Source organism: Lysobacter sp. Root983 (assembly GCF_001429345.1).
In the GTDB taxonomy this organism is placed as follows: Bacteria; Pseudomonadota; Gammaproteobacteria; order Xanthomonadales; family Xanthomonadaceae; genus Lysobacter.
In genome coordinates this window covers 544,269-567,776 of the sequence record NZ_LMJO01000016.1, presented here as the reverse complement: position 1 = coordinate 567,776, position 23,508 = coordinate 544,269, and the positions used below count along the sequence as shown (strand labels likewise).

General features: G+C 69.3%; 29 protein-coding genes and 2 tRNA genes. 17 read left to right on the top strand and 14 right to left on the bottom strand.

The genetic code is table 11. From position 1 onward, the window contains the following. Positions 1-23: 23 nt before the first annotated feature. From ASE43_RS14725 to ASE43_RS14700, 7 genes are all read right to left on the bottom strand, one after another. Entirely contained in the window at positions 24-827 is an 804-nt protein-coding gene (locus tag ASE43_RS14725) for a hypothetical protein (RefSeq protein ID WP_157499946.1), read from the bottom strand. Between the two features lie 105 nt (positions 828-932). Beyond that, entirely contained in the window at positions 933-2,063 is a 1,131-nt protein-coding gene (locus ASE43_RS14720) for a slipin family protein (RefSeq protein ID WP_057160978.1), read from the bottom strand. A gap of 384 nt (positions 2,064-2,447) precedes the next feature. Then, a tRNA-Phe gene (locus tag ASE43_RS14715) sits at positions 2,448-2,513 on the bottom strand. Positions 2,514-2,516: 3 nt separating this feature from the next. After that, positions 2,517-2,590, bottom strand: a tRNA-Leu gene (locus ASE43_RS14710). A gap of 403 nt (positions 2,591-2,993) precedes the next feature. Continuing rightward, a complete protein-coding gene (locus ASE43_RS22840; RefSeq protein ID WP_255356391.1) occupies positions 2,994-3,116 on the bottom strand; it encodes a hypothetical protein in 123 nt (40 codons plus the stop codon). A gap of 125 nt (positions 3,117-3,241) precedes the next feature. After that, the gene (locus tag ASE43_RS14705; RefSeq protein WP_057160977.1) at positions 3,242-3,823 is read right to left on the bottom strand and encodes a cysteine hydrolase family protein; all 582 of its coding nucleotides are present in this window, start codon (positions 3,821-3,823) and stop codon (positions 3,242-3,244) included. Beyond that, a complete protein-coding gene (locus ASE43_RS14700; protein ID WP_057160976.1) occupies positions 3,820-4,203 on the bottom strand; it encodes an antibiotic biosynthesis monooxygenase in 384 nt (127 codons plus the stop codon). The genes ASE43_RS14705 and ASE43_RS14700 overlap by 4 nt, the downstream gene beginning before the upstream one ends. A gap of 103 nt (positions 4,204-4,306) precedes the next feature. On the opposite strand from ASE43_RS14700, the gene ASE43_RS14695 reads away from it, so the two are divergent. Next, entirely contained in the window at positions 4,307-4,747 is a 441-nt protein-coding gene (locus ASE43_RS14695; protein WP_056180646.1) for an Lrp/AsnC family transcriptional regulator, read from the top strand. Between the two features lie 79 nt (positions 4,748-4,826). Here the strand turns inward: ASE43_RS14695 and ASE43_RS14690 are convergent, their stop codons facing one another. Next, positions 4,827-5,156: a DUF6249 domain-containing protein gene (locus ASE43_RS14690; protein ID WP_056180643.1), complete on the bottom strand. Its 330-nt coding sequence runs from the start codon at positions 5,154-5,156 to the stop codon at positions 4,827-4,829. Positions 5,157-5,373: 217 nt separating this feature from the next. Between ASE43_RS14690 and ASE43_RS14685 the strand changes: the two genes are divergently transcribed. Together ASE43_RS14685 and ASE43_RS14680 are read left to right on the top strand one after the other, a co-directional pair. Next, positions 5,374-5,919 (top strand): sigma-70 family RNA polymerase sigma factor, encoded by a 546-nt coding sequence (locus tag ASE43_RS14685; RefSeq protein ID WP_235568758.1) that lies wholly within the window; start codon positions 5,374-5,376, stop codon positions 5,917-5,919. Next, positions 5,916-6,395, top strand: a complete 480-nt coding sequence (locus ASE43_RS14680) for a hypothetical protein (protein ID WP_056180630.1) — start codon at positions 5,916-5,918, stop codon at positions 6,393-6,395. The genes ASE43_RS14685 and ASE43_RS14680 overlap by 4 nt, the downstream gene beginning before the upstream one ends. Here ASE43_RS14680 and ASE43_RS14675 read toward each other — a convergent pair. After that, a complete protein-coding gene (locus ASE43_RS14675; RefSeq protein ID WP_057160973.1) occupies positions 6,392-6,988 on the bottom strand; it encodes a glutathione S-transferase family protein in 597 nt (198 codons plus the stop codon). The genes ASE43_RS14680 and ASE43_RS14675 overlap by 4 nt on opposite strands. Before the next feature lie 198 nt (positions 6,989-7,186). On the opposite strand from ASE43_RS14675, the gene ASE43_RS14670 reads away from it, so the two are divergent. Next, positions 7,187-7,741 carry a sigma-70 family RNA polymerase sigma factor gene (locus ASE43_RS14670; protein ID WP_056180625.1) on the top strand — a complete coding sequence of 185 codons (555 nt, stop codon included), beginning with the start codon at positions 7,187-7,189 and terminating at the stop codon, positions 7,739-7,741. A 203-nt stretch (positions 7,742-7,944) separates the two neighbouring features. After that, positions 7,945-8,184 (top strand): RebB family R body protein, encoded by a 240-nt coding sequence (locus tag ASE43_RS14665; protein ID WP_055904532.1) that lies wholly within the window; start codon positions 7,945-7,947, stop codon positions 8,182-8,184. Positions 8,185-8,209: 25 nt separating this feature from the next. Here ASE43_RS14665 and ASE43_RS14660 read toward each other — a convergent pair whose 3' ends face one another. Then, entirely contained in the window at positions 8,210-8,740 is a 531-nt protein-coding gene (locus tag ASE43_RS14660; protein ID WP_157499944.1) for a hypothetical protein, read from the bottom strand. On the opposite strand from ASE43_RS14660, the gene ASE43_RS14655 reads away from it, so the two are divergent. From ASE43_RS14655 to ASE43_RS14625, 7 genes are all read left to right on the top strand, one after another. Beyond that, on the top strand, positions 8,733-9,194 hold the full coding sequence (locus ASE43_RS14655; RefSeq protein ID WP_056180621.1) for a hypothetical protein: 462 nt from the start codon (positions 8,733-8,735) through the stop codon (positions 9,192-9,194). The genes ASE43_RS14660 and ASE43_RS14655 overlap by 8 nt on opposite strands. 86 nt (positions 9,195-9,280) lie before the next feature. Continuing rightward, positions 9,281-11,530 (top strand): hypothetical protein, encoded by a 2,250-nt coding sequence (locus tag ASE43_RS14650; protein ID WP_057160971.1) that lies wholly within the window; start codon positions 9,281-9,283, stop codon positions 11,528-11,530. 81 nt (positions 11,531-11,611) lie between these two features. Then, a complete protein-coding gene (locus ASE43_RS14645; RefSeq protein WP_057160970.1) occupies positions 11,612-11,839 on the top strand; it encodes a hypothetical protein in 228 nt (75 codons plus the stop codon). A gap of 33 nt (positions 11,840-11,872) precedes the next feature. Beyond that, entirely contained in the window at positions 11,873-12,451 is a 579-nt protein-coding gene (locus tag ASE43_RS14640) for a hypothetical protein (RefSeq protein WP_157489467.1), read from the top strand. 73 nt (positions 12,452-12,524) lie between these two features. After that, a complete protein-coding gene (locus tag ASE43_RS14635) occupies positions 12,525-12,845 on the top strand; it encodes a RebB family R body protein (RefSeq protein WP_055904514.1) in 321 nt (106 codons plus the stop codon). An 86-nt stretch (positions 12,846-12,931) separates the two neighbouring features. Then, positions 12,932-13,291: a RebB family R body protein gene (locus ASE43_RS14630; RefSeq protein WP_055904510.1), complete on the top strand. Its 360-nt coding sequence runs from the start codon at positions 12,932-12,934 to the stop codon at positions 13,289-13,291. 429 nt (positions 13,292-13,720) lie between these two features. Then, the gene (locus ASE43_RS14625) at positions 13,721-14,476 is read left to right on the top strand and encodes a Crp/Fnr family transcriptional regulator (RefSeq protein WP_056180607.1); all 756 of its coding nucleotides are present in this window, start codon (positions 13,721-13,723) and stop codon (positions 14,474-14,476) included. Here the strand turns inward: ASE43_RS14625 and ASE43_RS14620 are convergent. After that, the gene (locus tag ASE43_RS14620) at positions 14,473-15,177 is read right to left on the bottom strand and encodes a YafY family protein (protein WP_057160968.1); all 705 of its coding nucleotides are present in this window, start codon (positions 15,175-15,177) and stop codon (positions 14,473-14,475) included. The genes ASE43_RS14625 and ASE43_RS14620 overlap by 4 nt on opposite strands. A gap of 148 nt (positions 15,178-15,325) precedes the next feature. Then, positions 15,326-16,045, bottom strand: coding sequence for an arylesterase (locus ASE43_RS14615; RefSeq protein ID WP_082607298.1), 720 nt, complete (start codon positions 16,043-16,045; stop codon positions 15,326-15,328). Between the two features lie 47 nt (positions 16,046-16,092). On the opposite strand from ASE43_RS14615, the gene ASE43_RS14610 reads away from it, so the two are divergent. Further along, entirely contained in the window at positions 16,093-16,866 is a 774-nt protein-coding gene (locus tag ASE43_RS14610) for an ABC transporter ATP-binding protein (RefSeq protein ID WP_082607297.1), read from the top strand. After that, complete coding sequence (locus ASE43_RS14605) at positions 16,863-19,358, top strand: FtsX-like permease family protein (RefSeq protein ID WP_057160967.1); 2,496 nt, start codon at positions 16,863-16,865, stop codon at positions 19,356-19,358. Before ASE43_RS14610 ends, ASE43_RS14605 begins: the two co-directional genes overlap by 4 nt. Before the next feature lie 51 nt (positions 19,359-19,409). Here the strand turns inward: ASE43_RS14605 and ASE43_RS14600 are convergent, their stop codons facing one another. Continuing rightward, positions 19,410-19,667, bottom strand: a complete 258-nt coding sequence (locus tag ASE43_RS14600) for a hypothetical protein (RefSeq protein WP_056181269.1) — start codon at positions 19,665-19,667, stop codon at positions 19,410-19,412. A gap of 72 nt (positions 19,668-19,739) precedes the next feature. Then, positions 19,740-20,492: a hypothetical protein gene (locus ASE43_RS14595; protein ID WP_057160966.1), complete on the bottom strand. Its 753-nt coding sequence runs from the start codon at positions 20,490-20,492 to the stop codon at positions 19,740-19,742. Between the two features lie 126 nt (positions 20,493-20,618). Between ASE43_RS14595 and ASE43_RS14590 the strand changes: the two genes are divergently transcribed. The 3 genes from ASE43_RS14590 (at position 20,619) to ASE43_RS14580 (ending at position 23,182) form a co-directional block, all read left to right on the top strand. Continuing rightward, positions 20,619-21,710, top strand: a complete 1,092-nt coding sequence (locus ASE43_RS14590) for a class I SAM-dependent methyltransferase (RefSeq protein ID WP_057160965.1) — start codon at positions 20,619-20,621, stop codon at positions 21,708-21,710. After that, complete coding sequence (locus ASE43_RS14585) at positions 21,707-22,408, top strand: pseudouridine synthase (protein ID WP_057160964.1); 702 nt, start codon at positions 21,707-21,709, stop codon at positions 22,406-22,408. Before ASE43_RS14590 ends, ASE43_RS14585 begins: the two co-directional genes overlap by 4 nt. A 63-nt stretch (positions 22,409-22,471) precedes the next feature. Next, positions 22,472-23,182, top strand: coding sequence for an HAD family phosphatase (locus ASE43_RS14580; protein WP_057160963.1), 711 nt, complete (start codon positions 22,472-22,474; stop codon positions 23,180-23,182). Positions 23,183-23,508 lie beyond the last annotated feature (326 nt).

The following is a 23,508-nucleotide window of genomic DNA, read 5'->3' as shown; positions in this document are numbered from 1 at the left end:
GCGCGGCGCCACCGATTGCTTCTCTAGTGCAGGCGTTCGCCATCGTGGTTGCGCAAGCCATAACGCTGCAGCTCGTGCCGATTCAGCTGGCGCTTGCTGCGCGCGTACAGGCCACTGCGGCCGTAGGGCTTGCAGGCCTCGCAAGCGCGATGCCCGCAGGGCTTGCCGATCCGGCGGGCCGGACGCTTGGCGATCACATCGAACGGCATCGTGAACCGGGCCGGCCCGCCGCGCACGCTCGTCAGCGCGGCCGTTTCGGGCAACGCGGCCAGTTCGACCTCGTACCAGATGCCGTCGATGCGGCGCAGCTGATGCAGTTCGTCGACGCGACGCAGATCCGGCGACGCCTGCGCCGCGCGTTCGACCGCGCGCCGACGCCGCAGCGCACGCCTGGCCGCGATCGCCTCGCGGTTGTCCAGCAGCAGGCCGCTGTCAGGATCCACGTACAACTTCGGCGCCCAGGGATCGCTCAGCGATTTCAGGCCGCCCCAGCCATGATCGAGGTGGAGCCTGCCGTCGAACACGACCACCCGCAGCGCGACGAACTGGTCGAGGTGCTGGTGGATGTGCTGCTGCACGGTGTTGCGGCGGTCGATGCGCGCGCATAGCTCCGAGTAGACCTGGTCCCAGCGCCGGCCTACCTGCGTCTCGAGGTAGCGCCGCAGCGGGTTGAGGTTCTCGTTGAGCCACTTGTGCGAGCGATGGCGGAACTTGAGGCTTTCGTGTTGGATTTGGTCCTCCGGATCGGTCGAGGGGCGGCGTTCGCTGCTGTAGCGACCTCCGCGCCGCGGCCGTTCCACGATGACCTTGTACATGTCCTTACGCATAAGGGTTTCCAATGGAATGGGATGCGATGGCCGCTCCCTGGGGAGCGGCGTTCTCGGTGTGGGGCGGCGGCCGAGTCGTCATCCGGGATTCCACGGATCACCCCTTCAGCCGCCGCTCTTGAGGCTGACCAGCTGCTTGAGCACGCCGTCCAGGCCGCCGAAGACGGTGAGCTTGTCGATCTTCTCGGTGACCTTCTCCAGCGCCTCCAGCTCCTTCAGGCGCATCAGCGTCGGGCTGTCCTCGATCAGCTTGGCGGTGTTGAGCAGGCTGCGCGTGGCGTTGGCCTCCTCGCGGCGGCGGATCACGTTGGCCTGGGCCGTCTTCTCCGCTTGCACTACGCCGTTGAGGATCTCCTTCATCTCGCCCGGCAGGATCACGTCCTTGACACCCACGCCCAGCACCTCCAGGCCGAGGCCATCGAGCTGATCGCGCACGTAGCCGTAGATGTCGGCATCCAGCGAGGCCTTGTCGCCGAGCAGCTCGTCCAGGGTCTTGGCCGAGACCGCCTTGCGCAGGCCGTACTGCAGCTCGCGGTACAGGTAGTCGTTGACCTTGGCGACCTTGCTGCGCGTGGCGACCGCATCGGTCACGCGCATGCTCGCGGCCAGGTTCACGCGCAGCGATACCTTGTCGCGCGTCAACAGTTCCTGGCCCGAGACCTCGACCGACTGCACGCGCAGCTCGACCAGCTCGACGGCGACGTTCTTCTGGAAGTTCCAGTAGGCGTAGCTGCCGGCGTCCAGCGTGCGCACCAGCTTGCCGTCGACGTAGAGCAGACCGGCCGATTCGTTGGGCACGGTCACCGCCAGGGCGACGCGATCGAGCAGGCCGATCTGGCGCAGACGCTGAGCGATGTCGCTGCGCAGCTCCAGTCCCGCCGACAGGGTCGTGGCGACCACCTCGATCGGGACCAGGCCCTTCCAGTACAGCTTGCGCGAGCCGGGTGCGAGCAGGTCCTCGAGCTTGCCGTTTTTCATCACCAGGCCGACCTGGTCGACGCCGATGTCGGCCAGGACGAAGTGTTCGTCCAGGCGCGCGCCCAGCGCGGCCACCAACGCGTCGGTGTCATTGCCCGCGTACTCCGGCTTGGCGATGCCGTACAGCAGGACCTCGACGCGGGCGCGCCATCCGTACACGCGGTGCACGCCGGGGCCCAGCACGCGATCGAAGCGGCGGTTTCGGTAAATCAGGGCGCGCTCGGCATCGCCGACCACCACCCGTTGTGTCCAGAACATGATGATGTCTCCTTGCTGGTTCTGCGGGTTTCGATCCGGTCGTGGTGGAGTGCGCGCGACCGGATCGTTCGTCGCGCGCAGCGGTGGTATCGCGATCGCTCGCGGATGCGGCGCTCGCAGGAATGGGATGGAAGCGCCCCCGATGGCGTCGGCGCGGAACCCGCGCGCGCTCGGCGCGGTCCGTGGCGGAGCCGGTGCGCGACGCTGTCGCGTCCGGCCGTCCGTCGCGGTCCGTCGCCTCGCGGGCGCGGGTCCGGCGTCGTCGCCGCTGCGGCGTTCCGTCCTCCGCCACGCCGTAGCGCGGTGTCGGTCGAAACGCCGCAAGGGGCGTTTCCGGGTGGGGACTTTCGTCCCCGGTATCACCGACTGCTTAAGAGGCAGTTTTGGAGCGGGATTTGAACCCGCGACACTCGGAGTTTTGATCCGATGCTCTACCCATCTGAGCTATCCAGTGGCGACGTGTCGGATTCGAACCGACGACCCGCGGACGCTATGTCCGCTGCTCTACCTAGCTGAGCTAACGTCGCTGTTCGAAACACCGCTGGCGCACCACGGCATACGCCACGGCAGGGCCGCGCGCACCGGACGGGATGCGAACCCGTGCCGCTGTGGAACGTTCGATCGATGTTTCGCATTGGCGTCTGTCACCAGACGCCAATTCGTGCGGGCGCATGCGCCCTATGCCTTGCGATCTCCCACCGCACCGCCCGTGCCGAAGCATCCGGACACAGCGCCTCGCGGCGCCTCGACGGCATTGCCCCTGCGGCGCGCAAACGCGCGCGGATGCTTCGGGGTCGGCTGGAAACCGCTGAATTAGAGGAAAAAACGATCCTTGGCGGACGCTGAAAACAAAACGCCCCCGGGTTTCGAATCCGAGGGCGTTCGCGTTCCTCGGGAGGTCGGGGTCACCGACCTCCCGCATAGGCAAGGTCAGTGTGGAGTGCGCAGCTGCGCTTCGATGCGATCGCCGACGTTCATCGGCGCGCACGCGTCCTTACCGTGGCGCAAGGGCCGCGGCTGGAGCGATTTGGCGATGTCGATGAAGAGGTTCATGGCGGAAGATTCGAAGTCTGCGTGTGGCCGCGCGGGGCCGAGGTGGCGCACATTACGCCCGTTAAAATTTAGTTGCAAGACCGTTCGTCGCCTCATCAACGGTCGTTGCGATGCATGCGTCCTCGTCATGCCGCTTGCGCATGCGCGCGCAGCGACGCGATCACGTCCTGTGTATCGACGACCTGCGCGAACTCAGCGCGCAATGTGGCCAAGTGCGCGCGCGCGATATCGTCGGCGGCGATGACGCGACCGTGTTCGTCGCGCAGATCGAAACAGACGCAGGCGTCGGCGACCACGAGCACGCGGTAACCCAGGTTGGCGGCCACGCGCGCGGTGGTCGATACGCACATGTCGGTGCTGATGCCGAACAGCACCACGCAGTCTATGCCCAGCCTGCGCAGGCGCAGATCCAGATCGGTGCCGATGAAGGCGGCGTTGACCGACTTGCTCACCAGCGCTTCGCCGGGCAAGGGCTCGAACCCGGGCCGGAATGCGTTGCCCGGATGCGAGGGCTGCAAGGACGAGCCCTCGATCACCGAGTCGTGACGTACGTGGATCGGCGTCAGGCCGGCTTCGCGCCAGGCCGCGAGCAGGCGCAGGCCGTTGGCCTCCATGGCCGGATTGTTGCGCGGGCCCCAGGGCGGATAGTCGAAGCCCTGCTGTACGTCGATCGGAATCAGGGCAGTGCTGCGCGGGTCCAGCTTCATGGCGTGGTCTCGTCGGGTGGGGTGGGAGCGGGGCGTGGGCCGCCGTAGGCGCGCTCGACGCGGGCCACGCGTTGTTCGAAACGTTGGTACCAGAGGCGGTGGCCGCGCTCGCGCGCGAGCGTGTGTTCGGCGTGCATGCGCCAGGCCGCGATCGCGGCCTCGCTGTCGAAGTAGGCCACGGTGATGCCGAAGCCGCTGCCGTCGCGCGTGGATTCGTAGCCGAGGAAGCCGGGCTGTTCGACCACCAACTCGACCATGCGCTCGGCGGTGGCCGCATAGCCGGCCTCGTCGCGGCCGTTGCGCTGCGAGGAGAAGATCACCGCGTAGTAGGGCGGCGGCGGCAGCGCGGCGAAGCGCTGGCTGCGGTTGGTGTCGGTCATGGCGTGCACGCGGCAGGGGAGTGACGGCTACTGTGCGCACTCGCCGACGCCGGTCTCAACCCGGCACAATGCCGGTCGCACCGACATATCGCCGGATCCGACCATGAAAGCGCTGGACGCCACCGATCGCCAATTGATCGCCCTGCTGCAGGACAATGCGCGGCTGTCCACCGTCGCCTTGGCCAAGGCGGTGGGCCTGTCGCGCAGCACCGTGCAGGAGCGCCTGCAGCGGCTGGAGGCGGGCGGGGTGATCGCGCAGTACACCGTGCGCCTGGGCAAGGACGGCGACCCGCTGCAGGCCTGGCTGTTGGTGCGTTATGCGGACGGCTTCAGCTGCGACGACGTGATGCCCTTGCTGGCGCAGCTGCCGCAACTGCGGTTCTGCCACAGCGTCGCCGGCGAGATCGATCTGATGGCGCTGGTGCAGGTGGAATCGCCGGGCGCACTGGCCGATCTGCGTGAGGTGGTGATGGCGATGAAGGGCGTGGACGATGTCACCACGATCCCGGTGCTGCGCACCATGCTGGATCGCATGAGCGGCTAGCGCGAGGCGCGCACGCGCCGCCAGGGCGCGTGCGTGCTGGCCCGGGCGCATCCGATCGCGCGGATGCGCCGGCCCGCATTCACGAAAGGCGGCGCGAAAGCGCGTAGTAAGCCAGGTTGCCCAGGCCGGTCGCAGCCAGCAGCAGGGCGATCACGCCAGGGGTCACCTCGCGCCAGCCGAAGGCCTCGATCAGGCCGAAGGCGACGGCCAGGGTGAGGGCCAGCACGCCCCAGCGTAGCGAGGCGTGGCGGCGGCGCTGATCGTCGCCCTGGACCAGCGAGCGGATCAGTTCTTCCGAGCCGCTGCCTTGCTGGATCAGCTTGCTGCGAAAACGGGCGTCGACCACGAACTTGATCGCGTAGGTGATGCAGAGGAACAGGGTAATGGGGATGAGGGAGTCTAGATCCATGGCACGGTCTCGGGTTTGGGGCTCGGGGCAATGGATACGGCCACAGTCGGAACGGTTGCAGACCCCAGCATGGCCGGCCGGCGGCCACCGGTCCAGGCGGGGGCGGGCGGCAGTTCTCAAAAATTGTGCTCCGGCATTGCAACCATTCGCCCCCGGGACGTATCCACTGCCCTAGATGACCGCCCCGCCGCCCGCCGCCAACGACGATCGCGCGCTCGTGGACGCCGTACTGGCGCGCGCGCCGGGCGCGTTCGAGCGTCTGGTGCGCGAGTACCAGGGCCTGTGCTGGCACATCATCCAGCGCATGGTCCGCCAACCGGACGACACCCGCGAGCTCTGCCAGGAAGCGTTCCTGCGCGTGCACCAGTGCCTGCACCAGTACCGCTACGAGAGCGCGCTGAAGTCCTGGATCGGCCAGGTCGCCTACTCGGTGGCCAAGCGCCATCTGGAGCGCAAGCGCATCCCCATCCTCGAGGTCGCCGACGACGAGGACGCGCTGTCGCCGCTGGACCAGGTCAGCGACGGCTTCGACCTGGAGGCGGCCTGCGCCGACGCCGAGGTCGCCGCCGCCCTGCACGCCCAGATCGAGGCGCTGCCGCCGTTGCAGCGGACCTTGCTGACCCTGTATCACTTGGACGAGGTGCCGATCGTCGAGATCGCGCGCATCACCGGCCTCGCCGAGGGTACGATCAAGAGCCATTTGTTCCGGACCCGGGCCTTGCTGCGCGAGCGCCTGCAGTCCAGCATGGGAGTCACCGCATGAACATGTCTCACACTCCGCCACCGCCCGACGATCGCGAGCAGCGCGAAGCCCAGGAATGGCTGGCGCAGGAGCGCGCGCTGCGCGACGAGCGCGCCGGCCTGCCGATGGACGCCGGCGATGCACGCGTGGCCCAGTACCGTTTGCTGGTGCGCGCGCTGCGCGCGCCGGCGATGGAGCCGTTGCCGGCCGATTTCGCGGCCCAGGTGGCGCGTCGGGTCGAAGCCAGCGCCACGCTCGGCGACCGCCTCGAACAATGGCTGCTCAACGGCTTGATCCTGGTCATGGCCGCAGTCGCGTTGTACGTGGTCGCCAGCTACGGCGGCGCGTGGTGGGATGCGATCGCCGCGCCGCTGGCGCGGATGCCGTCCGGCTTGGGTGCCTGGTTGCCGGTGCTGGGGCTGTGCGCGGGCGGCACCTGGCTATGGGACCGTATGTCCGATTTCGGCGGTCGCGACCGCCACGCGCGCACCGCCTAAGCGTAGGCCAACGCGCGATAGCGCTGGAACGCCGGCCGCGCCGCAATCCGCGTCAGGTACGCCTTGAACGCCGGCCGCTCCGGGATCGTCCCGAGCAGTCGCATGCCCCGATCCAGGCCTTCGGCCCATTGCGTGTCGGCCGCGCTGTAGCGCGCGCCCGCGGCGTAGGCGTGCGCGCTTAAGCGCCGTTCCAGATACGCCAGCATGTCTTCGTAAGCGCCGAACGGGAATGCGCGCGACGCGTATTGCCAGCCCTGCGCATGCGCGGTCAGGCAAGGATCGAACACGGCGTCGGCGTACACCAAGGCGCTCAGATACGCCGCGCGCATGGGGTCGTCGATCGCCGGCGCGAGGCCGGCCTGCGGAAACGCATCGGCCAGATAGACGCAGATCGCCGCGCGTTCGATCACCACCACGCCGTCGTGCACGATCGCCGGCACCTTCTTGTGCGGATGGATCGCGCGGTAGCTTTCCGGCGCGCCGTCGTCGGCGTGGATGTCGATCTCGAGGACGTCGTAGGCGACGCCCAGTTCCTCGAGCAGATAAAGAATGCTGGAAGAGCGCGATCGCGGCGCGTGATAGAAGGTCAGCATGATCGGCCTCGGACATGGCGCGGGAACCCGGCGGACCGGGCGCCGGAAGCGCCCCCGCCACGGGGTGTTTGTAAGCGAGGGGGCTGACAGGTTTTGTCAGTAGTGGAAAATCGCCCCGCTGTGTCACCCAGGTAACAGCCTTTCCGTGAGCGTCTCACCAGACTCGCCTGTGTGTACTCAACACAGGAGGTGTTGGTGATGAACAAGCCGGGCGATGGATCGCAAGAACTGGGCCTAGCCGACGAAATGTTCGTGAAAGCCTGGCGAGCGACCAAGCCGGAGCTCGACCGGCGCGCCCGCCGGCTCTCGGACGGCCACCGCGACCGCGCCGACGACTTGCTCGCCAACACCGCCATCAAGGCCCTGTTGTTCATGCGCCGCTCGCCGGACGCGATGAGCGATCCCGAGGGTTTCCTGTTCGTGGTGCTGCGCCACGTGTTCCTGGACAGCGTGCGCCGCAACGGCCGCGACGGCGAGGTCTTCGACCGCGGCGTCGACATCGAGGCCGAGGGCGTGGCCCAGGGCCTGGACCTGTCCGCACTGCAGCGCATGGAGCTGGAGGAGCAACTGGGCCGGGTGATCGCCGCGGTCGCCTCGCTCAGCCGCGACCAGAAGCGCTTGTTCGTCTACCGCTTCATCGACGACCTGCCGTACCCGGCGATCGCCGAGCGCCTGGCGATCAACCAGCCGCTGGCGCGCAAGCGGGTCCAGCTGCTGCGCGAGCGGATCAAGGTCGCGGTGGATCGCGATTGAAGGCGCGGCCGCGTTCACAGAATCGGACGCGGCGCGTTTAACCCATAGCTATCGCATCAAACGCCGCACGCCGACGCCGCCTCCGCGCCGTCGTACGGCCACAGGACGCCGCGCGTGCCGGGTTTCGGGCACGCGCGGCGGAACGCCTCGGCGCGGCGCTGGTCGGGGACTCCATCAAACACGCGACTCCCAAGGACAGGTCCATGGCCGACACCACGCCCGTGAATTCGCAAATTACCGATGCCGTCACCCAGACCAACGTCAAGGTCGTGGCCGAGGCCCCCGCGCAGGCGATCGCCGCGCTCTACCAGGTCGCTAGCCACTCCGCGGGCCTGTCGCTGCAGAACGCCGTGCACAGCCAGCAAGTGCTCAACCAGATTTCGACCGCGGTGGTGTCCAAGGCGGTCGGTCTGATCATGGCCATAGGCGAGAAGTCGTCATGACGGCCCCCGCGACAACGGACGTTGATTAGGGGAGTAGCGCCATGCCTTTCTGGAACAGGAACAAACCGCCTACCGCATCCGCGACGACGCCGGCGACGCCCGGCTCGCCGACCACGCCCGCAACATCCGCAACACCCGCTGCTCCGGCGGCCGCGGCGATGCCGGCCGATCCGGCGACGCCCGCGACCGCGACCACCGCGGACACGGCTGCGACGCCCGCGATCACGCCTGCCGCGGAGGCCGATGCAGGCGCCACGCCGAGTGCGACCACCGCCGCGGCGGGGGATGCCGCGGGCGGTTCCGGCACGACGGGCTCCGCTGCGACAGGTTCCGGCACGACCGACGCGGGTACGACCGGCGGCGGTACCACGGGATCGGCTACGACCGGCAGCGGCAGCACCGGGGCCGGGACCACCGGTTCCGGCGCTGGCGGATCGGGCGGTGGCGGCTCCGGCACGACCGGCTCCGGCACCGCATCGGATCCGCCGACGCCACCGGTCACCCCGCCCGCGCCGCCCGCGCCGCCGCCGCCCAGCGTGCTGGCGACGATGAACACCCAGATGCTGGCCCAGTCCGCCGCCGCCAACCCGCCGACCGACGCGCTCAATCAGAAGATCGTGCAGGCCGTGCAGCTGAGCAACGCCGAGACCGCGCAGTACGCGCCGTCGCAGATCGCGATCCCGCCCAACATGATGATCACCCAGGCGGCCGGTCTGGTCGCGCAGTCGGCGGCCGCCTACTTCGACGGCGTCAGCAAGCTCGCGTTGGCCAGCCAAGGCATCTTGCTCAAGGAGATGACCCAGAACCTGGTCGAGAACCAGCTGGAGAAGGCCGCCGAGGACGCGCTAGGCGTGCTCGCCACCGACATCCTGATGGGCGCCGCGGCCGCGGTCGCCGCCGCCGCCGGTGCGATGGAGGCCGAGGCCGCCAGCTTCGCCATCGATCGCATCGACCAGAGCATCTCCAAGTACGCCAGCGTGCTGCAGAACCACAAGAGCGCGTCGTCCTGACCTGACGCCCCCCGCGAGAGCGCGTCGCCGCGATGCGCTCCGGACCCGAATGCCGCCTTGCGGCGCAGACCTTAGGAGCCCCGTCCATGGCCTTTTTCTCTCTGACCAAGCCGGTCGCGATGCAGCAGTATCCGTTCGACTATCACAGCCACTTCGGCGGCATCCTGCCGGTCGAGGGCGTGCTGGACGCATCCACCGACTATCAGATCAGCTACCGCACCGCGAAACTGCAGCGGCCGGTCGAAGTCAGCCTGCCCAAGGGCCAGCGCCTGTCGCTGGTGGGGATCATGGGCGGTACCGGCAAGTACGCGATCGAAGAGGGCACGGTGGTGCTGTTCGATCTGGCGCTGCAGATGATGATCGAGGGCAATCCGCTCACCATCGTGGCGACCAAGGCCAACAAGGCCCAGTACGAGCGCGGCGAATGCGCGGCCGAGTCGATCTACGTCGCCTGCGTGGTGCTGGCCAGGCGTTGGGCCCTGTCGTCGGCGATGTTGAACGCCTCGGCCACCAGCCCGGAGCTGTACGAGGAGATTCGCGGCCTGCTGCGCGCACGCGTGCAGCCGGACCCCAACGGCCCCTACAACCCCGAGCTCATCGCGATCCTGCGTTACTTCAACAACAAGATCTACAGCGCCAACAAGTACACGCCCTTCGACGACTGCTACAAGACCCGTTCCAGCCTGATGAAGGCGGTGATGCGCGATCCCAAATACGCGGGCCGCTACGACCAGTGGATGCTGGCGACCTACGCTTATCTGTATCAGAGCGGCGTGCGCTGCAACCAGGCCGCGATGGGCTTCGACGAGATCGAGGTCGCCGACCAGATCGCGCAGTCCTTCAATGCCCTGTACCCGAAGGACCCCAGCAACTACCGCCTGCTGGTGCATACCTCGGCCGGCTACATGCCGGGCGAGCGCCTGAGCGCCGAGCTCACCGAAAAAATCCTGCCGCTGCTGGTCGAGCCCGGCCCCAGCACGGTGATCGGCATCGACTTGTTGGGCACCGAGACCAAGGTCGCCGACTACAAGCAATTCTTCAAATTCCTGTTCGAGAACCAGGCCGCGTTAGGCAAGTGCTTCGGCACGGGCAAGGGCGCGCGTTCGGCGCAGCTGATCTGCCATGTGCATTGCGGCGAGGGCGCGGCCTCGACCGCGGACAACCGTTCGATGATCGGCTACTACTACGCCAACGCCGCCGAAGCGCCGAACGAGACCTTCTATCCCGCCTATTCCGCCTACATCGCGCGCGGCCTGGCCACCGCCCAGGGCCGGCGCGACGACGAACCGCGCGGCAGCCGCGGCGCCACGCCGCGCAAGAAGAGCGACGTCGCCGGCCTGTTCGACGAGCTGTTCCGCAGCGATTCCCTGACCCACGGCGGCTGCACCCTGCGCCGCTTCGACATCAACAGCCCGGCCAGCATCGCGATCGTCGCCTACAACGGCAAGCGCAGCGAAATGGCGATGAGCGAATCGCTGGACACCGTGCCGGCGACCCAGTCGCAGAGCTGGTACAGCTTCTTCTCCGGCAGCCAGCAGTTCGCGATCCGACTCGGACACGCGTTCTATTACCGCAACTACATGGCGCAGCGCTATCCGCTGATCGCTTTCGACACCAACCTGGGCAGCAACGCGATCACCGGCGCCTCCGGCCTGTTCGACTCGGTCGAGGGCTATCGCATCAATCGCGGTTTCCGCCATCTGGACGGCTACATCGACACCGACGTGCTGCATCAAGCCGGCAACGCCGTGGCCTACCTGGGCGCGAACGCGCTGGAGCAGGCCCAGGTGGCGCAGTTCATCGCCATGGTGCGCGCGCAGACCAGCGTGGCCGATGTGCTGAACGATCAGGCCAACAAGACCTGGCTGTACGGCGAGCTGACCGCGGGCATGGCGCCGATCTGCAACCAGAGCAACATCGCGGGCTACTACCAGCTGTATTGCGAGCTGGTGCTGCAATTGGCGGGCCAGACCACGATCAAGTCCTACTGGTTCGACGCCTTGACCCGCGTGCTGACTTTGTTCAACAACTGGCGCTCCTACCTGCTGGGCGCCGACGGTCAGGGCGTGGAGCACACCGACATCCAGGACGAGTTCCTGCGCATGGTGATCCTGCTGGCCTACCAACTGTTGCCCGCCGGTCAGACCCGCGTACTCGACCAGACCATGGTGTCTCTGCAGCAACTGGTGCTGAACATCGCCACCGACTACTGGAAGACCACGGTCGATCCCAACGTCACCCTGGTCCTGTCGGACGGCCTGGGCCTGGAGGCGATGGACGGCTTCAAGTCGCCGGCCTCGGTGGTCACGCTGCGCCGCCCCAAGCCGAAGAAGTGAACGCCATGCGTCCGGCTGCGGCGCGGACGCCTTTCAGCCCGGCCGCGCGGCGCGCGCGGCGGGCGCCGCCAGGAGCTTGCGATGAACGACCTCGTCGAACACCTGCTGCACGAAGAGATAGACGGTCCCGACGCGCCGACCGCGCCGGGGAAATCGCCGGATTCCTCGGCGCCCGCATCGCCGCCGGCATCGCCACCCGCGACCGCCGTGGCCGACAAGGCGCTCGACCCCGAGCTGGTGAAAGTGCTCGAGCGCCTGATGCAGCCCGATGTGCTGCGCGCGCTCACCCAACTGCTGCGTGCGCGCTGAGCGCCCGTGCCCCTGACAGCCGCGAGTAGTGCCATGACCGTAAGCCGGAACGAGTTGACCGAGCAGGTGCATGAGTTCGCGCGCCAGTGGCTGGGTCACGACCTGGACGAGGACGAGCGCAAGCAACTGGCCGAGTTCCTCACCACCCTGAGCGCGAACGAGGCGGTGCTGGGCGGCTACACCGACCAGGCCCGGCGCCATGCCGCCGATATCGTCGATCAGGGCCGGCAGCGCGTGGAGGCGGCGATGAAGACCGTGCTCGGCGCCGCCAACGCCCCGCCCGCCGACGCCGCCGCGCCCGCCAAGGGCGCGGCAAAGGCGGCCCCGCTGACCCGCGAGGAGCAGGCGATCCTGCGCTTGCTGGAGTCGTCGCGCACGCTCGGCGACCTCCGGCCCTCGCAGCTGAAGGGCGCCGGCGAGGGCGAAACCGCGGCCGCGCAGCTGGCGATCGCGCAGATCGCCGACCGCCTCGCGATCCTGATCAAGGCCGAAGTCGAGGCCTGTTTCGAGCGCCAGTACGGCCCGCTCACGCGCCAGATCGAGGCCGTGCTCGAAGCCGGGCGCGCCGAGGCCGGCGCCCGCAAGTCCCCGTCCGCCGCGTCGTCCGCCTGATTCACAAGGCGGGTTCCGCAGCGTTCATTGAAACGTACGGCATGGGCCGTACACGACCCCGAGGAGTTAAACCATGGCTTTCCCGACCGCCGTCAACGATCAGATCACCGATGCTGTCACCCAATCCAACGTCAAGGTCATCGGCGAAGCGCCGGCCTTCGCGATGGGCTCGATCTACCAGAGCCTGGCGCACTCGACCGGCATCCTGTTCCAGAACGCGATCGCCGCGCAGCAGCAGCAGAACACGCTGGCGCAGGCCGCCGCCAACCAGGGCGTGATGCAGATCTACAGCCTCGACACCACCGCTGCCGCGGGTGCGACCGAGAAGGTCGCCCAGACCGGCGTTTCCGACAACCTGACCAGCCTGCTCACCGTGCTCAACGCCTTCAAGTAAGGGATCCCCGGCCGATGGCCACCGCGCCATCTGCCGGATCTCCCAGGCGCGCATGTTCCTGACGACCGCATAACGAGGATGACCTCATGGCATTTCCCACCGCCGTCAACGACCAGATCACCGATGCCGTAACCCAGTCCAACGTCAAGGTGATCGGCGAAGCGCCGGCCTTCGCGATGGGCTCGATCTACCAGAGCCTGGCGCACTCGACCGGCATCTTGTTCGAGAACGCCGTAGCCGCGCAGCAGCAGCAGAATACGCTGGCGCTGGCCGCCGCCAACCAGGGCGTGATGCAGATCTACACGCTCGACACCACGGCCGCCGCGGGCGCGACCGAGAAGGTCGCTCAGACCGGCGTGTCCGACAACCTGAGCAGCCTGATGACCGTGCTCAAGGCCTTCACCGGTACCAAGCCGGTCAAGGGTTTGAACAGCGGTTCTCCGTAACGCGGAAGGCGTCGGGCGCGACACCCGACGCCGGACGCAAGGGATGCGGCGGCCCCCGATGCCGCGTCCGCGAGGCAGTCCGCCGGCGCCCGCGCCGGCAGTCGGCCCCGCACCAGCCCGGATGCGTCGCCGCCCACGCGGCCTCGCTCCGGACCCAGGGAACGACCGCGAACGAACCGCAGGCGGCCCAATGGATGGGCGCCCGCCGATCGCGGCAGAGGCCGGCGCAGCTACGGTTGGCGGCGGCAGGGGATCGAATATGGATCGTTCGTCACGCAGCGGCGGCCTACGGCACCGGCGTCGCGTAGGCTGCATGCTTGCCCATCGCCGATCGTCCGGCAGCGACGGCCATACGGCGGTCGCTTTCGCGTTTTCGGCCTCTCGCGCCGGCGCGCGTCCCCCTTCGCGCGTGTGGTCGTGCGCATGTGCATGACGCTGGACCGTTCCGCCAACGCACGCGCAAGGCAGTTGATTCTGGAGCAATCCCCGCTGTTTCAGGGCTTGCCCGACACCTTGCTCGAGCACGTCGCCCGCAACGCCACCGAACGCACGCTGCGCGACGGCCAGGCCTTGTTCCTCAAGAACGATCCCAGCGATTTCCTGGCTCTGGTCGCGCGCGGTCGGATCTACAAGATCCTGTACGGCCCCGACGGCCAGGAACTGATCGTCGACACCATCGAGGCCGGCGAGACCGTCGACGAAACCGCCTTGCTCGACGCCAAGGACCGCAACTTCACCGCCATCGCCTACGGCCCGGCGCGCGTGCTGCTGCTGTCGCGGCGGCATTTTCCGGCGCTGACCTCCGAGCCGGTGCTGCTGGAACGCGCGCACGCGACCTTGTGCCTGCGACTGCGCAAGGCGGTCGACAGCCTGGAGACCATGTGCCTGCATCGCCTGGAGTCGCGCCTGGCGCGCTATCTGCTGTCGATCATGCACGACGGCGGTCGCGCCGCGGTCGACGGCTTCGAGGTCGCGCTGCCGCCGACCCAGAGCATCCTGGCCGCGATGGTCAACGCCAGCCGGCCGAAGTTGAACGCGCAGCTGCAGACCTGGCATCGCAGCGGCCTGGTGAGCCGACGCCGCAACATCCTGCGCATCAACGACATCGACCAGTTCCGCTGCAAGGCCTATCTGGGTCGCGATTTCGTGCGCGCGGAGCCGCGTGCGCGCGCCAAGCCGAACTAGCGTTCGTCGGCGGGCAGGTGGGGCGCGTACAACTGCGCGACCATCTCCTTGAGCAGCGCGCCGCGCCGCCGCGGCAGCGGCTCGGGCAGAACGTCCAGGGAGGCGATGCGGTCGAGGCGGAAATGGCGGTAGTCGCCGCGCAACTCACACCAGGCGCCGACCACGCGCGCGTGGTCGAAGAAGGCCAGCGCCAGCGGCCAGATCGTGCGCTCGCTTTGCTGGCCGTCGCTGCCGCCGTAGCGGATGCGCAGCTTGCGTTCGTCGCGCATGGCGTCGCGCACGCGCTGCATGGTGGTGGGCGCGCCGCGCTGGGCGTTGCTGGGCGACACCCACAGGCCGATTTCGCCGATCGCGTCGCGCAGGTCGCGCGGCGCGGCCGCGGCGATCTTGGCCAGCGCATTACTGGCCGCCAGCGACAAGGCGCGATCGTCCTGGCGTTGCACCCAGCGCGCGCCCAGCACCAGCGCCTCGATCTCGTCCTGGGCGAAGTTCATCGGCGGCAGGAAGAAACCGGGCCGCAGCAGATAGCCGACGCCGGCCTCGCCGTCGATGGGCGCGCCCAGGCTGACCAGGGTCTGCACGTCGCGGTAGATCGTGCGCAGCGATACGCCCAGCTCCTGCGCCAGGCTGGCCGCCGCGATCGGCTGGCGGTGCCGGCGCAGGGCCTCGATCAGGTCGAACAGGCGTTCGGTACGGCTCATGCGGTCGTGGCGGCGGGGTCAGCTGCGCACGATAGCAAGCGTGTGGACGCGGCGCGCATGTGCGTGGCGTCGGACGCGCGGCGACCTCCCCCGACGCGGTCGCGCGATCGCGGCTTACGCGGCTGCCAAGGGGTGCGCGTCGCCGCGCTCAGCGCAGCAACGGCCCCAGCTGGGTCCACACGTGGTCGCGCAGCTTGGGTTGCGCGCTCGCCACCGGATGCAGGTTGTCGTCCTGGAATGCCTGGCGGTCCAGCGCGATCGGCTCCAGCAGGAACGGCAGCAGCGCCGCGCCGTGGCGCTGGGCGAGTTCGGCGTAATTGCGTTCGAAGCCCTGGGTGTATTCGCGGCCCAGGTTCGGCGGCATGCGCATGCCGATCAGCAGCACCCGCGCCTTGCCGGCCTGGGCGGCGGCGATCATGCGCTCCAGATTGGCCCGGCTCTGCGCCAGCGGCAGGCCGCGCAGGCCGTCGTTGGCGCCCAGCTCGATCACCACCACCGCGGGTTTGTGGCGCGCGAGTTCGGCGGCGATGCGCGCGGCGCCGCCGGCGGTGGTTTCGCCGCTGATGCTGGCGTTGACCACGCGCCAACCCGGACGGGTCTGGGCCACGCGTTGCGCGGTCAATGCGACCCAGCCCTGCGAGGCCGCCAGGCCGTAACCGGCCGACAGCGAATCGCCCATCACCAGCACGGTGCGCGCGGCCTTGGCCGCGGGCGCCGGCGTCGCGGCGGCCGGCTGCGCGCGCGCGGGCTGGGCCTGCAGCGGCGTCGCGATCAGGGCGCAAGCCAGCACCAGGGCCAGGGAGCCGGTACCGATGGCCCATTGAAGCCGGCGCCGCGATGCCGCATATCCTTGTTTATTAAGCGTCATTAATAAGGCCTCCGGATGATGTCGCTGGAGCAAGCATAAGGACGATCATGGCCGATTCCATTCAAGTGCACGCCGTACGCGTCGATTCCGTTCAGCGTGATGCGGGCCGCCGCGGCGGCGCCCGCCGCGATGCCGGGGCCGCGTCCGCCGATGCCGCGCCCGCGCTGCGGGTCGAGGGCTTGGGCAAGCGCGTCGCCCTGCCCGACGAAGAACTGACCATCCTCGACGGGGTCGGTTTCGAGATCGCGCGCGGCGATACCGTCGCCATCGTCGGCGCGTCCGGCTCGGGCAAGAGCACCCTGCTGTCGCTGATGGCCGGCCTGGACACGCCCAGCAGCGGCAGCGTCGCCCTCGACGGCGAACCGTTGTCGGCGCTGGACGAGGACGGCCGCGCCCGCGTGCGCGGCGAGAAGGTCGGCTTCGTGTTCCAGAGTTTTCAATTGCTGCCCTCGCTGACCGCGCTGGAGAACGTGATGCTGCCGCTGGAGCTGCGCGGCGATCGCGAAGTCGAAGGCCCGGCCCAGGCGATCCTGGACAAGGTCGGCCTGGGCCAGCGTCTGGGCCACTACCCGCGGCAACTGTCCGGCGGCGAGCAACAGCGCGTGGCGCTGGCGCGCGCGTTCGTGACCCGGCCCTCGCTGCTGTTCGCCGACGAGCCCACCGGCAATCTCGACACCCATACCGGCCAGGCCATCATCGAGCTGCTGTTCGAACTCAACGCCGACGCCGGCACCACCCTGGTCTTGGTCACCCACGACGAGCACCTGGCCCAGCGCTGCGGCCGCATGCTGCGCCTGGACAGCGGCAGGCTGGTGCCGTGAGGACGCTGGGGCTGGCCTGGCGCCAGCTGCGTCGCGATTTCAAGGCCGGCGACGTGCGCATCCTGTTCGCCGCGCTGGTGCTGGCCGTGCTGGCGGTGACCTCGGTGGGCTTCGTCACCGATCGCGCCGAGCGCGCGCTGGCGATCGAGGCCAACCGTCTGCTCGGCGGCGACGCCGTGGTCCGCGCCGACGCGCCTATCGCGGGCGCCTTGCGCACCGCCGCGCAGCGCGACGGCTTGCGCCGCACCGAGACCATGGAGCTGCAGACCATGATCCGGGTCGGCGAGCGCCTGCAACTGGGCGAGCTGCGCGCACTGGGCGCAGGCTTTCCGCTGCGTGGCGCGTTCCGCGTCGCCGACCGCGGCGGCGAACGCGACGCCGACGGCGTGCCCGCGCGCGGCACGATCTGGATGAGCCGCGCCGGCGCCGACACCCTGCGCGCCGCGCTGGGCGACAGCATCGCGATCGGCGATGCGCGTTTCACCCTCGCCGCGCTGGTGGTGCAGGAGCCCGACGCCGCACTGGATTACTTCAACATCGCGCCCAAGGTCTTCCTCAACCTCAGCGACGTCGGCGCCACCGGCCTGATCCAGGAAGGCAGCCGCATCCGCTATCGCCTGGTGATCGCCGGCGACGCCGCCGCGGTCGAGCGTTTCGTCGCCGCCGCGCGTCCCGCGCTGGGCCGTGGCCAGCGCCTGGAAACCATCAGCGACGCGCGCCCGGAAATCCGCTCCGCGCTGGACCGCGCCGGCCGCTTCCTCGGCCTGGCCGCGCTGGTGTCGGTGGTGCTGGCGGCGGTCGCGGTGGCGATGGCCGCGCGACGCCACAGCGAGCGCCATCTGTCCGGCACCGCGGTAATGCGTTGCCTCGGCGCCAGCCAGCGCACCCTGGTCGGCGTGCACGTGGGCGAGCTGCTGATGCTGGGCCTGGTCGCCTGCACGGTCGGCGTGCTGCTCGCGTTCGGATTGCAATGGCTGGTCGGCAGTTGGTTGGCGCAGGCCTTGAAGCTGTCGATACCGCCGGCCGGGCTGTTGCCGGCACTGCAGGGGTACGGCGTCGGCCTGGTCGTGCTGCTCGCGTTCGGCGCGCCGCCGGTGCTGGCGCTGCGTCGGGTGCCGGCCTTGCGGGTGCTGCGCCGCGACCTCGATACCACCGAGCCCAGCGCCTGGCTGGTCGCGCTGGCCGGTTTCGCCGGCCTGGGCGCGCTGCTGTGGTGGAAGGCCGGTTCGGCGGCCTTGGGCACGGCGATGCTGCTCGGCATCGCCGGCACCCTGGCGGTGCTGGCGTTGCTGGCCTGGCTGCTGATCGTGGCGGTGCGCCGCCTGCGTTCGCGCCTGCGCGGCAGCCTGCGTTACGGCCTGGCCAACGTCAGCCGCCGCGCCGGCACCAGCATCGCCCAGGTCTCGGCCTTGGGCCTGGGCCTGATGGCCTTGCTGCTGCTGACCTTCGTGCGCACCGATCTGCTCGATCGCTGGCAGCTCGCGCTGGCCGCCGATGCGCCCAATCGCTTCATCATCAACGTGCAGGACGATCAGCTCGCGCCGGTGCGCAGCTTCATGAGCGAGCAGGGCATCGCCGCGCCGACCTTGTATCCGATGATTCGCGGCCGCCTGGTCTCGCGCAACGGCAAGCCGGTCACCGGCGCCGACTACGCCGACCAGGGCGAGCGCGCGCAGCGGCTGGCCGAACGCGAATTCAATCTGTCGGTGGCGGCGAAACTGCGCGACGACAACCGCGTCACCGCCGGCCGTTTCTGGGGCGAGGCCAAGCCCGCGCGGCCCGAGGTCTCGGTCGAAGAAGGCTTCGCCGAGCAACTGGGCTGGAAGCTGGGCGACCGGGTCGCGTTCGACATCGCCGGGCAGCCGTTCCAGGCCACCATCACCAGCCTGCGCAGCGTCGATTGGGAAAGCTTCCGTCCCAACTTCTTCGTGATCGCCTCGCCGGGGTCGATGGACGGCTATCCGGCCAGCTACATCACCGCGGTCAGCGTGCCGCCGCAGCGCACGCGCTTCACCGCCGACCTGGTCGCGCGCTTCCCCAACCTGTCGGTGATCGACGTCGACGCCGTGCTCAAGCAGGTGCGCGGCACCGCCGACCAGGTCTCGACCGTGGTCGAAGTGGTGTTCTATTTCTCGCTGGTGGCCGGCGTGCTGGTCCTGATGGCCGCGGTCAGCGCCAGCCAGGATGAGCGGTTGCTGGAAGGCGGCGTCATGCGCGTGCTCGGCGGCAGCCGCCGCCAGCTGCGTCTGGCCCAGGCTTCCGAGTTCGCGGCGATCGGCCTGCTCGCGGGCCTAGTCGCGGCGACGGCGGCCTCGGTGCTGGCCGGCGTGATCGCGACCCAGGTGTTCGACCTGCCTTGGCGCGTGGACTGGCTTATGGGCGCGGTCGGCGCCGCCTTGGGCCTGGTCGCGGCCCTGCTCGCGGGCTTGTACGCGACCCGGCGCGTGCTCGATGCGCCGCCGTCGGTGACCTTGCGCGAGCTGCAGAACTAACCGCCCGTCGCGGCGCCTGCGTTCGCCGTTGCGAGCGCAGGCGCGAAGCGCTCAGGCCTCCGAGTGCGGCTCGGCCTGGAAGCGGCGCGCGTAGCCGCGCTCCTCGGCCACGCGTTCGACTTCCTCGTCGGCCAGCTCGGGCGCGGCATACACCGCGTACGCGACCGCGCCGTCGCGGCGGCCGGTGTGGTGCAGGCGGTAACGCGGGCGCCCGCCGCCGGTGTTCTCGGGGTAGTGGCGCGGCGGCTGTTCGCCGTCCAGGTCGAGTTCGCTGTTGTCGACCATACCGCCGATGAAAAGAGCTCGCATGCGCTGGGTTCCTTCGTTTTGCATGCAGCATGGCGCGACCGATGTTGCGGCGGCATGAAGCCGACGTTCGCCTCACCCCGCGCGCGCGGTCGCGCGCCGACGTAGCCACAGGCTCTGCGCGGCCAACACGGCGGCGATCGCGAGCGCGACCCAGGCCGCGGTCGTGGCGCCGGGCAATGGCGATCGCGACTGCTGCACATAGACGCCGACCAGGCCCCACAGCGCGGCCAGCGCGTACGCCCAGTTGCCGCGCATGCGCGCGTTGAGGGTCAGCAGCAACGCGGCGGCGACCGCGTATAGACCCAGGCTCCAGGCCAGCATGTCGTCGCCGGGAAACAGGCGGTAGGCGACGATGGTCTGCGCCGTATCCAGCAGCGCGGCCAGCGACAACCAACCGGCGTGCAGCGACAGCGGCAGCCATGCCAGCCAACGTTGGCCGGGCAGGGGATCGGGATCGCGCGACAGCACCAGCGCGCACCAGCCGATGCAAGCCAGCGCGGCCCAGATCACCAGCAGCGCCAGCCCGAACCGTTGCTGCGAGAACACCGGCATCCACAGCGCCGTCAACGCGAAGCCCGCGGTCGCGGCCGGACGGATGCGCGCCAGGGTCGCGTCGCGCTCGCGCGGCCGCCGCGACTGCCAGAACGCGAACAGGGCATCGCAGAGAAAGATCGGGCCCCAGATCGCGAAGGCATAACCCGCGGCGACCAGCAGGGTCGGATAGCGGTCGGAGAGGGTGGCGTTGTCGGGGCCGAACGCGCCGCGTTGCGACCACCACGCCACCAGCGGCATGGACAGGGCGGACAGCAGGACTAGCAGGCGCATGACGTCGCTCCTCGGGGCCGGCCCGCACCCTAGCGCAGGCCGCCGTGAAGGCCGCGCAGTCGCGGCACGGGCGTGCGCGCGCGGCGACGGGTAAAATGCGTCCGATGATCCGCATTCGACCCTGCTGTGCGCGCTGACGCACCCGATAACGCCCTCGAAACCCTGTTCCTGCCGTTCGCCGAAGGCCGGCTGAGCTGGCCCGCGCAGGGGGGAGCATTGTTCCTGCGCGCGCGCGACGGTTGGCCGCTGCATGCGCAGCCGCGCCCCGGCCTGGTCTGCGAGCAAAGCTTCAAGCCGCAGGCCGAGGCCTTGCAGCGTTCGGGTCTGAGCCTGGACGAGGACGACGGCTCGCGGCGTTACCCGCTGGTGCTGATGCTGCCGCCGCGTCAGCGCGACGAGGCGCGGGCGCTGATGGCTCGGGCGCTCGCGCGCACCGCGCCGGGTGGGCGCGTGGTCGCCTGCATGAGCAACGACGAAGGCGCGCGTTCGGGCGAGGCCGACCTGGGCAAACTGGTCGGCCCGGTCGGGCAGTTGTCCAAGAACAAATGCCGGGTGTTCTGGAGCGCGCCGCTGGACGGCCCCGCCGATGCCGCGCTGGCCGCGCAATGGCAGGGCCTGGACGCGATCCGGCCGATCCTGGGCGGGCGGTTCCAGAGCCGGCCGGGCGTGTTCGCCTGGGACCGCATCGATCCGGCCTCGGCCCTGCTGGCCGCGCAGCTGCCGGCGGATCTGGCTGGGCGCGCGGCCGATTTCGGCGCGGGCTACGGCTATCTCGCCGCCGAGCTGCTGGCGCGCTGTCCGCGCATCGTCGCGGTGGATCTGTACGAAGCCGAAGCGCGCGCGCTGGAGCTGGCGCGGGTGAACCTAGCCGCCGACCGCCTGCCGGCCACGGCGCGCGAGGTCGCGCTGGACTACCGCTGGCAGGACGTGACCGCCGGCGTCGACGCGCGCTACGACGTGATCGTCAGCAATCCGCCGTTCCATGCCCAGGGCCGCGCCGAACGCCCTGACATCGGCCGCCGCTTCATCGAGGTCGCGGCGCAGGCGCTGAATCCCGGCGGCCGGCTGTGGCTGGTCGCCAATCGCCATCTGCCTTACGAGGGTGCGCTGGAGACCGGGTTCGCGCAGGTGCGCACGGTCGCTCAGCAGGGCGGTTTCAAGATCGTCGAGGCGATCAAGGAGGCCGCGCCCGCGCGCGGCCGGGCGGGGCGCGCATGAAGCTGGTCAAGTTGATCGGCAATCTGGGTTACGGCAGCCGCAAGGAAGTCGCGGCGATGTTCCGCGAAGGCCGCATCACCGATGCGGAAGGCGAAGTGCTGTATGCCGACGATCAGATCGGCCACGAGCGCATCCGTATCGACGGCGCGCCGCTGGATCCGCCCGCGGGTCTGGTGCTGATGCTGCACAAGCCGGTCGGTTACACCTGTTCGACCAAGGACCCCGGCCGCATCGTCTACGACCTGCTGCCGCCGCGCTTCCGTCTGCGCTCGCCGCTGCTGTCCACGGTCGGGCGCCTGGACCGCGACACCAGCGGTCTGTTGCTGCTCACCGACGACGGCGGCCTGCTGCATCGCATCGTCTCGCCCAAGGCCAACCTGGCCAAAGTCTACGAGGCCAGCCTCGCTTCCGATCTGCGCGGCGACGAAGCGGCGACCTTCGCCAGCGGCACGCTGATGCTGGAGTCGGAAAAGACGCCGCTGGCGCCGGCGACGCTGGAAACGCTGGCGCCGCGCCAGGCCCGGTTGGTGCTGACCGAAGGCCGTTATCACCAGGTGCGGCGCATGTTCGCCGCGGTCGGCAATCACGTCGAAGCGCTGCATCGCAGCCGCATCGGCGGCCTGGGCCTGGACGAACTGCCGTCCGGGCAATGGCGCGCGCTGGACGCGGCCGATCTGGAGCGTTTATTTGGCGGTTGAAGCGGCCGCCGCCGTTCACCGCCCGCGGCTGGCGTCGCGGGCCGACATCCTGCAGGACCCAAGATGCTGACCGACACCGCGCGCGCCGCCGCGCTCGAGTTCCTTCCCGCCGCGGTGCTGTTCGACATGGACGGCACCATGATCGAAAGCGAAGCGGCGCTGCTGGAGTGCTGGCGCCAGGCCGCGCAGGATTTGGGCTACGACCTGGAAGATGGCTTGTGGCTGTCGATGGTCGGTTTGCACGACAGCGCCTGCCACGACCTGTTGCGCACGCGCCTGGACGAGGCGCAGGTGCAGGCGCTGCTGCACGCGATGCAGGCCTTGTACGACGTGCGCGTCGATGCGGGCCTGCCCTTGAAGCCGGGGCTGATCGCCTTGCTCGAGCAGCTGGCCGCGCAGGGCATGGCGACGGCGGTGGTGACCTCCACGCGCCGGCCGCGCGCGCTGTACAAGCTGGAGCGCGCCGGCCTGCTCGCGCATTTCGCGCTGGTGGTCGGCGGCGACGAGGTCGCGCATCCCAAGCCCGCGCCGGACATTTACCTGCTGGCGGCGCAACGCCTCAGCGTGGCGCCGGAACGCTGCCTGGTGCTGGAGGATTCGCCAGCCGGCGTGCGCGCGGCGCTGGCCGCCGGCATGACCCCGATCCACATTCCGGACCTGGTCGCACCCAGCCCCGAGGTACGCGCGCTGGGCCACCGCATAGTCGCGAACATGGACGAAGCCCACACCCTGCTGACGCCATGGCTGCGCGATGAGGCGCTGGCGGGGCTGTAGGCGTGTAACGCCTCTGCTTCCCCCCTTTGAAAAAGGGGGGCTAGGGTGGATTTGCTTCTGCTCGAATAGCAACAGCGAACAGCAAATCTCCCCTAACCCCTCTTTTCCAAAGAGGGGGATCAGGCGCGAGAACGGCCTGGGCTCGGGGCACGCCTGCGCCGACGCTCCATGTCGAATTCCCTCCCAACCGTCCATGTCGAATCCCCCCTTTGAAAAAGGGGGGCTAGGGGAGATTTGCTTCTGCTCGAATAGCACCAGCGAACAGAAAATCTCCCCTAACCCCTCTTTTCCAAAGAGGGGGACCAGGCTCGAGAACGGCCTGGGCT

Coding starts and splice junctions, on each gene's coding strand:
- ASE43_RS14600 (WP_056181269.1), bottom strand. CDS start 19,667: ATGCGAGCTCTTTTCATCGGCGGTATGGTCGACAACAGCGAACTCGAC.
- ASE43_RS14695 (WP_056180646.1), top strand. CDS start 4,307: ATGAAAGCGCTGGACGCCACCGATCGCCAATTGATCGCCCTGCTGCAG.
- ASE43_RS14675 (WP_057160973.1), bottom strand. CDS start 6,988: ATGCTGACCTTCTATCACGCGCCGCGATCGCGCTCTTCCAGCATTCTT.
- ASE43_RS14665 (WP_055904532.1), top strand. CDS start 7,945: ATGGCCGACACCACGCCCGTGAATTCGCAAATTACCGATGCCGTCACC.
- ASE43_RS14720 (WP_057160978.1), bottom strand. CDS start 2,063: ATGTTCTGGACACAACGGGTGGTGGTCGGCGATGCCGAGCGCGCCCTG.
- ASE43_RS14620 (WP_057160968.1), bottom strand. CDS start 15,177: ATGAGCCGTACCGAACGCCTGTTCGACCTGATCGAGGCCCTGCGCCGG.
- ASE43_RS14625 (WP_056180607.1), top strand. CDS start 13,721: ATGACGCTGGACCGTTCCGCCAACGCACGCGCAAGGCAGTTGATTCTG.
- ASE43_RS14580 (WP_057160963.1), top strand. CDS start 22,472: ATGCTGACCGACACCGCGCGCGCCGCCGCGCTCGAGTTCCTTCCCGCC.
- ASE43_RS14655 (WP_056180621.1), top strand. CDS start 8,733: ATGAACACCCAGATGCTGGCCCAGTCCGCCGCCGCCAACCCGCCGACC.
- ASE43_RS14650 (WP_057160971.1), top strand. CDS start 9,281: ATGGCCTTTTTCTCTCTGACCAAGCCGGTCGCGATGCAGCAGTATCCG.
- ASE43_RS14615 (WP_082607298.1), bottom strand. CDS start 16,045: ATGACGCTTAATAAACAAGGATATGCGGCATCGCGGCGCCGGCTTCAA.
- ASE43_RS14595 (WP_057160966.1), bottom strand. CDS start 20,492: ATGCGCCTGCTAGTCCTGCTGTCCGCCCTGTCCATGCCGCTGGTGGCG.
- ASE43_RS14670 (WP_056180625.1), top strand. CDS start 7,187: ATGAACAAGCCGGGCGATGGATCGCAAGAACTGGGCCTAGCCGACGAA.
- ASE43_RS14645 (WP_057160970.1), top strand. CDS start 11,612: ATGAACGACCTCGTCGAACACCTGCTGCACGAAGAGATAGACGGTCCC.
- ASE43_RS14585 (WP_057160964.1), top strand. CDS start 21,707: ATGAAGCTGGTCAAGTTGATCGGCAATCTGGGTTACGGCAGCCGCAAG.
- ASE43_RS14705 (WP_057160977.1), bottom strand. CDS start 3,823: ATGAAGCTGGACCCGCGCAGCACTGCCCTGATTCCGATCGACGTACAG.
- ASE43_RS14725 (WP_157499946.1), bottom strand. CDS start 827: ATGCGTAAGGACATGTACAAGGTCATCGTGGAACGGCCGCGGCGCGGA.
- ASE43_RS14640 (WP_157489467.1), top strand. CDS start 11,873: ATGACCGTAAGCCGGAACGAGTTGACCGAGCAGGTGCATGAGTTCGCG.
- ASE43_RS14680 (WP_056180630.1), top strand. CDS start 5,916: ATGAACATGTCTCACACTCCGCCACCGCCCGACGATCGCGAGCAGCGC.
- ASE43_RS22840 (WP_255356391.1), bottom strand. CDS start 3,116: ATGAACCTCTTCATCGACATCGCCAAATCGCTCCAGCCGCGGCCCTTG.
- ASE43_RS14690 (WP_056180643.1), bottom strand. CDS start 5,156: ATGGATCTAGACTCCCTCATCCCCATTACCCTGTTCCTCTGCATCACC.
- ASE43_RS14610 (WP_082607297.1), top strand. CDS start 16,093: ATGGCCGATTCCATTCAAGTGCACGCCGTACGCGTCGATTCCGTTCAG.
- ASE43_RS14630 (WP_055904510.1), top strand. CDS start 12,932: ATGGCATTTCCCACCGCCGTCAACGACCAGATCACCGATGCCGTAACC.
- ASE43_RS14700 (WP_057160976.1), bottom strand. CDS start 4,203: ATGACCGACACCAACCGCAGCCAGCGCTTCGCCGCGCTGCCGCCGCCG.
- ASE43_RS14635 (WP_055904514.1), top strand. CDS start 12,525: ATGGCTTTCCCGACCGCCGTCAACGATCAGATCACCGATGCTGTCACC.